This window comes from Flagellimonas oceani, assembly GCF_011068285.1.
GTDB classification, from domain to species: domain Bacteria; phylum Bacteroidota; class Bacteroidia; order Flavobacteriales; family Flavobacteriaceae; genus Flagellimonas; species Flagellimonas oceani.
Genome location: NZ_CP049616.1, coordinates 1,097,502 through 1,111,009 on the forward strand (window position 1 = coordinate 1,097,502; position 13,508 = coordinate 1,111,009).

Annotated in this window: 13 protein-coding genes; 10 read left to right on the top strand and 3 right to left on the bottom strand. The window is 46.5% G+C overall.

Translation table 11 applies throughout. From position 1 onward, the window contains the following. Nucleotides 1-2: 2 nt before the first annotated feature. Nucleotides 3-581 carry a sigma-70 family RNA polymerase sigma factor gene (locus GVT53_RS05105; protein WP_166247735.1) on the bottom strand — a complete coding sequence of 193 codons (579 nt, stop codon included), beginning with the start codon at nt 579-581 and terminating at the stop codon, nt 3-5. Between the two features lie 325 nt (nt 582-906). On the opposite strand from GVT53_RS05105, the gene GVT53_RS05110 reads away from it, so the two are divergent. The 6 genes from GVT53_RS05110 (at nt 907) to GVT53_RS05135 (ending at nt 9,045) form a co-directional block, all read left to right on the top strand. After that, the gene (locus GVT53_RS05110; protein WP_166247736.1) at nt 907-1,923 is read left to right on the top strand and encodes a FecR family protein; all 1,017 of its coding nucleotides are present in this window, start codon (nt 907-909) and stop codon (nt 1,921-1,923) included. Nucleotides 1,924-1,937: 14 nt separating this feature from the next. Continuing rightward, complete coding sequence (locus tag GVT53_RS05115; protein ID WP_166247737.1) at nt 1,938-5,195, top strand: TonB-dependent receptor; 3,258 nt, start codon at nt 1,938-1,940, stop codon at nt 5,193-5,195. A gap of 121 nt (nt 5,196-5,316) precedes the next feature. Next, nucleotides 5,317-6,879, top strand: a complete 1,563-nt coding sequence (locus GVT53_RS05120; protein WP_205791894.1) for an IPT/TIG domain-containing protein — start codon at nt 5,317-5,319, stop codon at nt 6,877-6,879. Between the two features lie 249 nt (nt 6,880-7,128). Beyond that, on the top strand, nt 7,129-7,665 hold the full coding sequence (locus GVT53_RS05125; RefSeq protein WP_166247739.1) for an NHL repeat-containing protein: 537 nt from the start codon (nt 7,129-7,131) through the stop codon (nt 7,663-7,665). A 15-nt stretch (nt 7,666-7,680) separates the two neighbouring features. After that, on the top strand, nt 7,681-7,926 hold the full coding sequence (locus GVT53_RS05130; RefSeq protein WP_166247740.1) for a hypothetical protein: 246 nt from the start codon (nt 7,681-7,683) through the stop codon (nt 7,924-7,926). A gap of 255 nt (nt 7,927-8,181) precedes the next feature. Next, nucleotides 8,182-9,045, top strand: coding sequence for an RteC domain-containing protein (locus GVT53_RS05135; protein WP_205791896.1), 864 nt, complete (start codon nt 8,182-8,184; stop codon nt 9,043-9,045). 15 nt (nt 9,046-9,060) lie between these two features. Here GVT53_RS05135 and GVT53_RS05140 read toward each other — a convergent pair whose 3' ends face one another. Both GVT53_RS05140 and GVT53_RS05145 read right to left on the bottom strand, forming a co-directional pair. Further along, the gene (locus GVT53_RS05140) at nt 9,061-9,543 is read right to left on the bottom strand and encodes a hypothetical protein (protein ID WP_166247742.1); all 483 of its coding nucleotides are present in this window, start codon (nt 9,541-9,543) and stop codon (nt 9,061-9,063) included. 55 nt (nt 9,544-9,598) lie between these two features. Beyond that, the gene (locus GVT53_RS05145; RefSeq protein WP_166247743.1) at nt 9,599-10,075 is read right to left on the bottom strand and encodes a hypothetical protein; all 477 of its coding nucleotides are present in this window, start codon (nt 10,073-10,075) and stop codon (nt 9,599-9,601) included. A 535-nt stretch (nt 10,076-10,610) separates the two neighbouring features. On the opposite strand from GVT53_RS05145, the gene GVT53_RS05150 reads away from it, so the two are divergent. From GVT53_RS05150 to GVT53_RS05165, 4 genes are read left to right on the top strand one after another with little or no spacing between them, the layout of a single operon-like run. After that, the gene (locus GVT53_RS05150; protein ID WP_166247744.1) at nt 10,611-10,889 is read left to right on the top strand and encodes a helix-turn-helix domain-containing protein; all 279 of its coding nucleotides are present in this window, start codon (nt 10,611-10,613) and stop codon (nt 10,887-10,889) included. A gap of 8 nt (nt 10,890-10,897) precedes the next feature. Further along, complete coding sequence (locus GVT53_RS05155) at nt 10,898-11,569, top strand: hypothetical protein (RefSeq protein WP_417941821.1); 672 nt, start codon at nt 10,898-10,900, stop codon at nt 11,567-11,569. Then, complete coding sequence (locus GVT53_RS05160) at nt 11,553-12,209, top strand: ATPase (protein WP_166247745.1); 657 nt, start codon at nt 11,553-11,555, stop codon at nt 12,207-12,209. The genes GVT53_RS05155 and GVT53_RS05160 overlap by 17 nt, the downstream gene beginning before the upstream one ends. 39 nt (nt 12,210-12,248) lie before the next feature. Further along, nucleotides 12,249-13,358, top strand: a complete 1,110-nt coding sequence (locus tag GVT53_RS05165; protein WP_166247746.1) for a hypothetical protein — start codon at nt 12,249-12,251, stop codon at nt 13,356-13,358. Nucleotides 13,359-13,508: the final 150 nt, after the last annotated feature.

The following is a 13,508-nucleotide window of genomic DNA, read 5'->3' on the forward strand; positions in this document are numbered from 1 at the left end:
ACTTAAAAAAACAAGAAATTGGCCAAAGCATCCCGCATCTGTTCCCTGAGCAACATATGTCCCCTTTTCAGATGGGACTTTACAGTCTCTATCGAAATGCCCAGTTCCTTGGCAATCTCCTTGTTCTTTTTATTGCCATAATATTTGGCCCGGAACACTTTTCCACACTGTTCGGGAAGTTTGTCCACGGAATCCTCCAACATCAGGTACAGGGCCTCAAAATCAAGGATTTCCTCCTCGGTACCAGCTTCCAGTACAGCTTCCGACAACTCCACGTTCAGCGCATTCTGTTGGTCCAAAAAACGGAATATACGGTATTTCAAGGCGGCATACAGATAGCCTTCCCAAGAGGTACGGACCTTGATGGACTGTCTGCGCTCCCAAATATCTATAAAGAGTTCCTGTACCACGTCCTCGGCATTTTCCGGTGACAAGTGGCGACATGCAGTATAATAAAGTCGTTTCGCGTGCTTTTCAAAAAAGGATCTGAATCCTGGAACACTTTTCTTCCATCCGTCGTCCATAATCAATAATCGATATGCTGCTTTTCTTGATGTGAACAAACTTAAAAAGCGGTTCAAAAATAGAACGATTTCCGCAATGTATTGATTGTCTGATATTAACTTTGTATTAAGCGAAGGTTTTCATCCCCATTCCTTTTGACCTATTGGACTTTGATGGACAGGCTTTTTCGGTTTGTTTGTACAGAACAGGAATATACCATCCCCTCCTTTTTTTAATACTGCCCCAATGGAAATTTTGGGATTATATCGATGGAACCACAAAGAATGTCTTTCCAAGTAACTTTTAATTAACATAAAATTTCTGTTTTATTAATGTGTTCCATATCCCCCATTTTCTCTTTTTCCGGCACATATAAATAGAATATCATACGAAACCGTAAAAATGTCAAAAGAGACAAACAACCAAAAAAGTATAGCCATTCTGATTCGGCGCCTGTTGACCGGACGTGCCGATCGTAATGAAAGGGATAGATTGGATGAATGGTTCAATACCTATCGACGAAATGAGGGGAATCTTTTTGAAGTAGGGAGATGGTTTGGGATCAGAAACCGCATGTGGAACCGTATCGAGGCCCAATTGAATCAATCAAAAACGCACTACCTGAGTTTTACACGATATGCCTTGGGCACAGCGGCGACTGTTTTGGTCCTGTTCGGCATAGGGGCCTACCTCTATTGGGGAACGGATATCACAGGACCCTCGAAGGGTACCGAAACAGTTCTTTATGCCGGCATCGGGGAGATCAAGGAAGTCTACCTTCCCGACAGCACCCATGTTTGGCTCAATTCGGAAACCACATTGCGGTATAGTGACAACTATGGAAGAAAGGGTCGGAACGTGGCATTGGACGGGGAAGCCTTTTTTGAGGTGACGCGCAATGAACAAAGTCCTTTTACCGTACATACGGCCCAAAGTGCCACCCAAGTGTTGGGCACCAGTTTTTCAGTGCGGGCCTATCCAGATGAAAGCCAGTCCGTAGGGGTGGTGACCGGAAAAGTGGGTGTCAGGCCGGTGACCAATGGCCCGGACCACAAGGACTACCTGTTGAAACCTGGGGATGAGCTGGCCTTTGGTATAGGATGGGATATCCCGGAACTGACGCACGACAACCCTGTCGATCGTTTCCATGGATGGAAGAACGATATCCTATTTTTTGAGGCCAGGCCTCTTTCCGAGGTGGCCTCAAGCTTGGAACGGAAATTTGGGGTGACCGTTCAGTTGGACAAACAGGATGATTTGGCCAATAAAAAATTTACTGGGGTCTTTGACCGTCAAAAGCTTCCCGAAATCTTACACACTATAGGGCTCAGTATGGGAATTACGATCGAACAGCCCAATGACTCGATCATCAAAATAGGGACAGCCCAGAGATTCCATCAAAACGACTACGGATACTAAATAACCAATAAACAATGCAAAGATTTTTGATTTTGGCCCTGGTTTGCATCCAGGCCCTGGGAGTGAACGCCCGAACATCAGCGAGCTTCAATGACACCAAAGTGGACAAAAATGTGAGGTTGAGTTTAGAATATGAAGGGAATGACCCAAGAGAGGTACTGGAGCTCATCCAAAGAAAAACAGGATATCGGTTCGCCTATGATGCGGAACTTATTAGGTCCATTAGAAAGCACATTTCCATAAAAGTGGACAATAGCCCATTGGGGGATGTACTTGCCTATCTGATGGCACAAATAGGCCTTGAATACGAAGTGAACGGAAAAAGCATAATCCTTTATAAGCCAAAACCGATAAGGATTCCCCAGTCTCGGGGGACCATCGGGGGAAAGGTCTACGATGCCGATAATCCCGGCGAACCCCTGATGGGGGCCACGGTACAAGTGGAGGGCTCCCAATGGGCGACAGTGACCGATTTCGATGGGATGTTCGAGCTCAAAGGCCTTCCCGAAGGAGAGTACAGCCTATTGGTACGCTATGTGGGCTTTGTGCCCCAGCGCCTGGAGCACATCGGGGTGATCGGGGGGAACCGAACCGAGATCGAGGTGGCCATGGTACAGGGGGGCGATGCCCTGGACGAGGTGGTGGTCACCGCCGATATCAATGTAAAGGTTTCCCCGATCGAGGCTTCCACCGAGGAGAGCCTGGTCAAGGTCATCCAAGAGGCCTCGGGTATCGTGACGGGGATCTCCAATTTTCAAATAGCCCAATCGATGGACAGGGATGCAGGGGATGTGGTGAAACGTGTGCCAGGGGTAAGTGTATTGGATGAGTTTGTCATTGTACGGGGGATGAGCAAGCGTTACAACCTGACCATGCTCAACGGAATGACCCTTCCCAGTGCCGAAATGGACACCAGGGCGTTCAACCTCAATCTGCTACCTACGGGAATCATCGATCGGATCATGGTATACAAAAGCCCGTCCCCTGAGCTCCCTGGTAACTTCGGGGGCGGCGTCGTAAAGATCCAGACCAAAAACTCATCGACCGCACGTAGGTTCCAGATGGGTGTTTCCACACAATATCGGGAGGGTTCCAGTTTCACGGACCATATCGGCTATAAAGGCAGTGGCAAGGACTGGTACGGTGGCGGGGTAGAGGATAGGCAGTTGCCCGCACTGTTGAGGGACCCAAGCTACACCCTTCCCCCTTTTGGCCAATATCCGGGCGAAGTGACCGAAATGGGCAAAAGCCTACCGGATGTACGCCTGCCCGAAAAACAGCACCATGATCTTGATGTTCGCGCGAACTTTAATTATTACGATTCGTGGAAATTGACCGACAGTGGAATCCGCCTCAACAACCTTACCGCCTTAAGCTATACCAATGAAAGGCAATTCATCGAAAAAAAATATACCGAACAGGCAGAGAGCATTGAGCACAATGAAGAAACCGGGGAATGGACTCGGGGAAGAAAGTATCTGGCGAACGATTCCATCTACCTCGATAAACTTCGCTTTAGCGCCATGGAAAACCTAAACCTGGTGATCGGTAATGACCACAGTATCGCATTCAACAGTTTTTTTAACCGTTCGGTGAACGACCAGGTGCTCGTTCGGCAGGGAAATGGTATAGGTGGCAGTTATGATAATTCTCAAAAAACATATTCTTACGAATATCAACGTCGCGATCTATACCAGTTACAACTTGCAGGTTCGCATGCCTTCGATTCGCACTCGATCGAGTGGTCGGCAGGGATCAATCAAGTTGAGGACTACACCCCTGACCTACAAAGGTTCAATTACACAAATAACAGTGTGTCAGATGGAAATCAATGGTTTTATCTTCCTGGCGGTCTGGAAAATGCCCGTATTGATTTCCATACCAAGGAGAAGGGTAAGAGTGCACATATGGATTATACAAGAACTTATGAAACAAATAAGGAGGGCGGTCCGCTCAAGATTAAGGCAGGCGTTTATTGGAAAGAGAACGATCGGATATTCACATCTGGGCGCTACCAAATAGAGGAGGGCCCTAACGCGGGTCCGAACAGTTACCCTAACATGGATGAGGCCCCATGGGACGGATTGATAAAGGACTTACACGAAGATTATTTTAGCGAGGACGGAACAGGGCTGATTTTGGTCCAGTCCGCCGATCCGGGCAAATATTCCATCGACGATGAGGTACGGGCTTTTTATGCTTCCATTGGGCTTCCGCTTCTTGGAAATAAGCTGGTGGTCAATGGAGGGGTCCGTTATGAATGGAACGAGCGCTTTGTTTATGATGAAAATGGAAACCAAAGGCCGGATTCCGTGGTAGTGGATTTTATTGATGGGCATCAGGTTTATGAAAGAACTCCCGATCGGATACAAAAGTACTGGCTCCCTTCGATGAATGTAGCATATCACCTTTCGAAAGAGTTGATAATTAAAGGCAGTTATGGCAAAACCGTAGATCGCCCCCAGTACAGGGAGCAGTCCAATTTCAACTATTTCGACTTTGAGATGGGCAGCATTATCTACCCTAATATTTTGTTGAAAGATGCCACGATAGATAATTATGACCTGCGCTTTGAATTATATCCTGGCCCATCGGAATTTATCGCCGTAGGTGGGTTCTATAAGAGATTGACAGATGCGATAGAACGCTCCGACGTTTCGGACTCATCGTGGAACTTCCCTGCCTTTAAATATGGGAATACCGACGAGGCTAAAGTATATGGCATAGAAGCGGAGGTAAGGAAAAACCTGGGGTTCATCGATCCCTTTATGGAATATTTTTCACTGATTGTAAATGCCTCTTGGTTAAAAAGTGAAGTTAAGATAGAAGAGGAGGTAGGGAGTGTGTATGGTGGTGCCGTGTTCGATCGCCCCATGCAGGGTACATCACCGTATATCGTAAATGCGGGCCTATACTTTGACCACCGGGACAGTGGTACCAAGACATCTGTCGTTTACAATTTGACCGGTCCCCGTCTTTATTCGGCTCCACCCGTAAGGTCCCAACATGGTGGCCTGTACGAACAACGCCGGCATGTGCTGGACTTGAGCCTAAGCCAAAGGATAACAAAAGCTTTCAGTGTCAAGGCCGGTGTCCAAAACCTGCTGAACAGCCCCATACAGTTTTACAAAGACGAAAACCTCAATAACAAGCCCAATAAAATAGACGAAAATCCCCGTGTTTTTGAAGATGGCCGGATGTGGAACGATTATGTGGAGCGGGAATGGAAAGAGGGGGCATACTTTTCGTTAGGCCTGAATTTTGAGTTTTAGGACAAAAAGGCCCAATGTAAAAATAAAAGGAGAAAAATAGTGGATGACTCCACTGAAAAAGTAATAACTATTAAAAATTAAACTTCAAATGATGAGAACAAATCGAACCAAAACAACAATCATGTTTATGTTCCTAGGACTGATAGGGACACTGTTTACCGCCTGTAGTAGTGACGATGACGGGGGTGATGGACCAGACCCTGGGCCCGGGGAGACCGAATTGACCATTACGGCAATCGAGCCGGCAACGGCACGCATAGGCGAGACCGTTACCATTACGGGGACGGGGTTTTCCGATGTGGATTCCCAAAACAAGGTCTACTTTTATGGAACACACCAAGGGGGATACGGAACCAATGACGAGATAGCAACTTTGATCAGTGCTGGCCCTACCCAGTTAGTAGTAGAGGTTCATCGTGATGCTCAGACAGGTCCCATTACCATAGTAGTTGGAGAAGAAAAGATAGCCTCGGAATCTGATTTTACGTTAGATACTTCTTTGAGCGATCCTGAGATTGTGAGCCTTTCGGCCAATGATGGTTTTTCAGGCAATATGATTACCATCATTGGGGTAAACTTTACAGATGTAAATGAACAGGTAGTGCCAAAAGTATATTTTGGGGAAATAGAGGCCACAGTTGAGTCATTTAGTGGAGAGATTACTTACCCCGACGTAGATTCTGAAATCACGGTTTTCATTCCTGATGGATTACCGGAAGGAGAGACAACTATAACTGTTCAGGTAAATGAAAAAATCTCAAACGCAGTAAGTTTCATGATTAATGCTACTCCGGTAGATGTAAAGACTGTATACTGGACCGCGGATGGTGGAGTATATAAGGGTACAATTACGGATACTGGAGCACAAATTGATCTTTTGTTTGGGGAATCTGGTGGCAAAGGGGTAGTTTTAGATATATCCAACCAGAACATCTATTGGCTCCAAAATGGTTCTATTTATTATGGAAGCATTTCTGGAGGAGTAGCAAATATTTTAATTGGGACTGATGATTTAATATCTACAGGAGCATTTAATGATTTGGTTCTTGATGAAACAAATCAGTACCTATATGTTTCAGGATTTGAAGATACTATCGTTGGTGGTAGTAAAGCGGTGATATTTAGAATTAATCTGTCCAATTTGTCTCATGAGTTAATTTTTGAAGATGAAAGCAGTGGCTTCGATGATGCAAGTGGAGTGAAATTATCAAATGATGGCTCAAAATTATTTTATGCAAATTCTTACGGAGGAAAAGTAGGAGTAATCAATCTAAACGGATTATCTCACTCAGCGAACATACTTTTTAGCTTTGATAATGATCTTTTTGAGACAGGAGAGGTAGAAGCTTTACCAGCAAACATTGCATTAGATGAAACAAATGGAAAAATCTATGTCATAGATAAAGGAGCGGAATTTGGGCTGTCAAATGCAATTTATATTGGGAATATAGATGGTACTGGAGAACTTACAGAGGTTGTTTCGCACTCAGAAATTATTTATCAGGAAGATTATGAAGTGCCCTATGATATCGAAATCGACACGGAAAATGAATTTATCTTTTGGTGTACCTATACCGGTCTTGCGAATGGACCAATAAAAAGAGCTGGATTGGACGGAAGCAATGTGGAAGTATTATTCACGGGAGTTGAAGAGGCCGCTTATTTTGTTTTAGAGATAGACTAAGGGGGAAGAAAACCTTCTCTTGGCCACTTTCTTGCCAAAATTTCCCAGGGCTGGGTATGACCGTGCCCTCTCCTTGGGATTTTTTAACTAAACACAAAAAATAGATGTCAATTGAAAAGAAGGGACAAAATCAATATTTGGGCACTATAATCTACTGATGGCACTTATATCAGTATTATGAGCCCTCGACAACGGCATACTATAGGAAGCCGATCCTAGACAATATAACAAGACCAAACAACGACCAAAATGAGGACAAGGACACGAACGACATGGGGGCATCGCCTATGGGCACGGCTATCTGCAGGGCTTTTCACGGAGACCCATACCACGGCCGCGGGGATTTCCCCCGAGGGGACGGTGTACCTGGCGGACAGGTACCGCCACCTAATCTGGAAAAAAGGTCCCTCGGGGCATTTTTCGGTACTGGCCGGTGGGGAATGCGGACAGCGTGACGGTCCGGGCCATATGGCCCGGTTCGACCATCCGGAACTATTGGGTCTCGATGTGCAGGGGAACTGCTATGTGGAGGATGGGAACGGGAACGTCCGCCGGGTATCGCCCCTAGGGGGCACGGTGACCCTCTCGGCACCCACATGGCCGGAGACGTCCACCGGAAAGGTACTGGTACAGGTGGCCTTGCGGTTCCGTTATATAGAATGGGCCCGATTGGATGATAAGATCTATGTCCTTACCACAGGCAGGGAGGAGGACGCCTACCTGACTTTTGACGGGGAGAAAACGGGAACGGGGACCCTGTCCCCATGGCAGGGGGCACTGTCATGAAGGCAATCATGGGAAATGAGAGGGATTACGGGAAAGGAACATACACAGGTGGAACGCAGGGTGGAGGCCATGGCCAAAAGATTGGAACGGGAAGGGCACGACAACACGGACATGCTGGACCTGGGGGAGAAACTGGAGGAGATCTATGGGGAATACCTGGAGATGATCGAACGGTTGAAACGGCTGACCGAGAGCTATGTGGACCGAAAGGGGACCCTGGTCAAGGTATACCGGGAAATCAGGAAGAACGGGAACGACTAAACGTGGGGCTGGAGGAAAATAAGGGAGGGAACCCCTTGGAGCTATTGATGCTGCTCTCGGTGATACTGTTCTCGATCTACCTGTTGTCCATCATTTTGATGTCGATACTGGAGGAGAAGGGCATGCTATGACCACAGTTTAAAACATGAAAGGGCGCGGAACACACCGTGCCCTTTTTTGGCCCTAAAACGATAATGTAAAAATAAGACCAAAAAAATGTAAATAAAAAGGAAACCATAACCGACCAACATATCCATGGTATACCGACAAACAAAAGAAAAGGAAATGCCGTACAATGAGATATTATCCAGATTCAGTAAAGAGTTAAAGCGTATTAGGCACACCGCTTCAGACATCTTGGGGGAGGCGGTGAATGGTCTGGCCCTCTGTAACCAGACCTTGGAGGAATTGAAGCAAGTTGTCGAAAAGGAGGGTTTTGCCAACAGGGATATGGAAATTCAATTTTTCAAGTATTTGAAGATAATCCCCATGAAATACCTAGTCTACTACACGGAAGTACGGTTCTGTGAACTACGGGACCCCCAATCTGGGGATTCCCATCGATTGGAATTTTTGCAAGGACAATTGGATAAGGTAAATGTTTTCTTGGGAAAGCACATCGAGTTTTTGATTTATATAGATCAGGATTACCAGCATTTCGACAAGCATTTCTTTACCCGTAAGCATAGGAACAGGTTTCCTTGGATCAAGGGCCAGCCCTATTTCAAGGATAGGTCGTTCAATACGTCCCATGATGAGATATTGGCTCGTATCCGGGGATACGGTCTTTATGCGAACTATCTTAGAGGGAAAAAAGAAGGGTCGGTGCCAAAGACCGAGCAGGATACAGAAGACAATCTTAAATGGACAGGTTCTTATGCAGGTTTTGTGGAATTGGTATATGGAATTCAGGAAATGGGGGTAATCGACGGTGGCCGGGAGGATACCAAAAAAATTATAGAAATACTGGGCAACTTTCTGGATGTCCCCAGAGGAAACCATACAAGGACCTATAATGAACTGAAGTCCCGGAAGGGTTCCCGAGTGAAATTCTTGGAAGAGATGGTCTATCGGCTCCTGACAAAGATGGAGGATGAAGATGGTGTGGACAGCGGATAAAAGACTGGATTCGTTTTATTCCTCAAAGGGTTCTTCGTAGGTATAGCGCAATTCCCCCTTGGTAATGGTGACCTCTTGGTTCCCATCATGGAGTTTTCCCGAGAAAGTTGCATAAAAGCATTCATGGGTATTGATCATTACATTGCTTTGGAATTCCCCATCCAAGAAATCCCCATCAAATGGGACATTGTCAATATATTGATGGTAGATGAACTGCTCTATTACATTTGCCCCGGTCTTTTTATAGGGCAAGATGATGGAAATTCCCTGTTCCCTGGAGGGATCGTTGCTCCTTCTGTCCAAGTTTAGATGAAGTTCATAGCGATTTTGGCGCAGATCGATTCCACGCCCCATTGCCTCGAAAGATTGGGATTCCCCATTTATGGTCATGGTCACATGGGTCTCTGGACAATTGGTCCCATCATCATTGTTTGAACAAGAAAAGAAGCCCATTGGCAGTAAAGAAAGGAGTAACCAGTTCAATAAGGATTTTTTCATGGATCAGATAGGTCGTTGGCTGGGTTTATAGTACCGTATATAGTGGGGACAGCTTTTATTTAATGATTTCGAACATACGTTCAGTATGATGGGATTCCCATTTCAATGCTCCATTATACCACACCTTGGTCACGATTTCATTGGAATTGTCCCTGTCGATTTCAGCTTTGAGGATGTCCGAACCCAGATCTGGGTCTGAAAATTCAATTTTCGTTTCAGAACAATTGTTCTCCACGATTATATTGCTTGGAAAGACCATTAAATAGGTTTCATCCCCTTTTCCTAGGGTCATGATACCTTTGGGATGGTCCAGGTTTCCTTGGTGGTACTTTTGCCACACTCCATTTTCCCTGTGGTATATTGTAATGTCCGATTCGGTCGGACCGTTATCCATGGCAAACAGGTTTTCCCCGGAACTATTGAGATACTTTATTGAAATTCCAGTGTCGATCGTTACGCAGCAATCCTCTTTATCGTCCGAACAATTTGTAAAAAGTATCCCGATGACCAATAACGGTATGATTCTTTTCATTTGAATTTATTTTTTAATTTCTGATTTTCAACTTGTTATGTTTAATGTCAAGGCAATGCAAAAGGTACTGTTTTCTTTATGGCCAAGATCCAGTATAATATTAAGTTTTTCTGAATTTTTAAGTATGTCAAAACAAGATGTGGGAGGAAGTCAAAACAGTCAATAGTTTGGGAGCTTTCAGGTCCCGGACCAGTGTTGTAGCTTTCTGTTAAGGGAGTGGCCAGGGAATCAAGAAAGATTATCGAATGCATTGCGGACGTTCAAGGAAAAACCGAGTTCGGTGAATACTCGGTTTTTTTGTCCATCCCATAAACAGTTTTTCCTTTTAGCGTATCCGATACCATTTGTTGGACACCGAATCACTTCAAATGGCACCAAATCCATCAATTGTTAAAATATGACCGAACTCGGTCCGGACTCTGATGGATTCCCGATAAATGCCATCAATTTTACCGAACGAAAGTCAAATCAACAAAGAGGCCATCAAAATAGGTGACAGTAAGGCGAAGGTCTCCTCAATTTAAATCATTGTACCATGGGAGCAAATATCATCACTCAAGAAGACCTTCAAGAGTTCAAGGTAGAACTCCTAAAGGAAATCGAGGGACTGTTGATCCAATACCTGGGCGAAAGACCTAAAAAGTGGCTCCGGACCCATGAAGTGACGGAAATGTTCCAGATCAGTGCAGGGACCCTCCAGAACCTCCGTTCCAATGGGACCTTGGCCTACTCCAAATTGGGCAATATCCTTTACTACGACGCCGAACATATCCAAAGGGTCTTGGGCCAGGGCCAAACCCAAAATCTTCATTGAGACACGTGATGAACTATATCCGCCACTTGAACGGGGTACTCCGGAAATTCGCCGGGGACCGTCGTGCCAACCCCACCCATATCAGCCTCTATATGGCCCTGTTCCAATACTGGAACATCCATCGATTTCCCGATTTCTTCTTTGTGGACAGGGCCGAGATCATGGCCTGGTCCAAGATCGGTTCCAAGGCCACCTATCATCGATGCCTTCATGCCCTGGATTCTTGGAACTACCTGTTGTACCTGCCCTCGCATAACCCATATAAGGGCAGTCAGATCAAGATGCTCATTTTTGATACAACCTCTGAACAAGCACTGGACAAGCATGGAACAAGTGATGGACAAGTATCGGTCCCTAAAATAAAACATAACAAACATCATAAAACGGATATAAACGGGCCCCGACCAAAAAATCTAAAAGAGGCCTTGGACTTTTTTGAAAAAAAAGAAGGGTCTCCTTATGAGGCCAAACGCTTTTTTATGCACTACAGCGCCATCGGATGGAAAATGGGCAAAGCCCCCATCCAGGATTGGCAGGCCGCCGCCGAAAACTGGATGTTAAAAGCCGACGCACAGCAACACCCCGACCCCATGACTAAAAGAGGGCCAATGTCCCTGACCCTGGCCCACCCGGATTATTTGATCACCCAAAACGACAAGGACTATGACCAACCCCTCTAAGATCACCCTGGGCTCCATGGTCTATTCCCTCGGCCATTTCGACGGCAGGCAAGTGGCCTATGATTTCAAGAAAATCCTGATCTTCCTCAAGGCCAAGGGCAACCTGCTCTTTGGTACCGATTTTGAGATCTTCGAAGAAGACCATGAAGTGCTGTTCAAACTCTGCAATTATGCCATCAGGGATTTTGGGACCTGTCGCAAACTCGGGATAGATCCCAACAAGGGTATTCTACTTTCCGGCCCCGTGGGCTGTGGGAAGACCAGTCTAATGAAACTTATCCGTCATATCACCCCCCACTTTAAACCCTACGAGGTAATTCCCGCCCGGAACATTGTCTTTGGCTTCAACCATATGGGCTACAGCATCATTGAGGATTACGGCAACGGACGTTTCTTCTGTTTCGACGACCTCGGCGTGGAACCCACAGGCCGGCACTTTGGAAAGGACTGTAATGTGATGGGCGAGATCTTGCTTTCCCGCCACGATCTGTTCATGGAGACCGGTACCCGAACCCATGCCACCACCAATCTCAATGCCCAGGAAATAGAGGAACGCTATGGCAAACGCGTCCGCAGCCGGATGCGCGAACTCTTTAACCTCATAGCCTTCGACCAAAATACAAAGGACAAACGAAAATGACCCCAACTACCATCAACAAAAAACCATAAACGAAAGAAAATGAAAATCGCCACCTATAACATCCAGAACCTCTTCCACAGACACAAATCCCTTTGGGAGAATACCCTCTCCCACAATGTCAAACAATGGGTGGCAGAACTTGACGACCTCATGCTCCGCGCTGACAAATCACCCAATGACATCGACCGGGTCCGTGAGCTCTCCTTTTTGCTGGGTTTTGAACAAGTGGATATGCACCGTTATGGTACCCTGCGTACCCGCAATGGGGAGCTCTACCTCAAACAGGGGGTACAGGGCGGGGAACCCAAGGCGGGTACCAGTAGTCTGTGGAACGGTTGGCTGCCTATCCACACCCGACCCGTTCCTAAGCAATCGCAAAATCATAAGGCCAGAACGATCCTGGACGTAGGGGCGGACATCCTCCTCCTTCAAGAAGTGGAAGACCTGTACTCATTGGTTTCATTCCACCAAACGTACCTGCAACAAACCCACATGCTGGATGATGTTGAGATCCACGTTTTTGAGGGAAATGAGGGGAAGGGTAGGGGCTTTGGGATCGTGCTGTACGGCGGACACCATCTCCGGGGCCTTGTGACCCACCGCTACCTGCGCAATAGCCAAGGAGGGTTGCTTTTTCCTTTGAACTGTCAGGAATACCATATCACATCGGATACCCACGGTACAATGGTCTTGATATGTGCGCAGTTCTCCAAGGAATCGGAACAGTTTCGCAGAGAGCAAGCACATGCCCTGGCCAGGATTTATGGTAATTTGAGAAGTGAAGGGCATCAGAGCATAATGGTCAGCGGCACTTTTTATGACCCCTCGTTTGCCAATACCCTGGCACCTCTGTTACGGGAGACCGACCTGCAATCTGTATCCCGACATCCAAGGTTCGTATCGGACACTGATTTGGGGAACCATGCCCATTACCACAGCATGACCGCCTACCGAAAGGGCATCAATCTTAAGCAGCAGGACTACCTTCTGGTCTCTCCCCCACTTTGGGAACGCTCCATAGGGGCAGGGCTCCACCGTAAGGGTATCTGGCCCGACAACCACGGGAAATGGCCCATTTATCCCACCCTCCAAAAAAGAGCGCATGCAGCAAGTGAACACCCTCTCTTGTGGGCAGAAATCCAGCCATAGGCCCAAAGAGCTATCATTCCGATACCAATTCCTTCCATAATGCATTTTGTGCCGATGCGTTGCTGACGGTCTTTCTTCTCCGGGACGTTCCCGACTTGCCCGACACCTTAGTACCACTCCCTTTTTTTGGATGGCAAAATAACAACACCC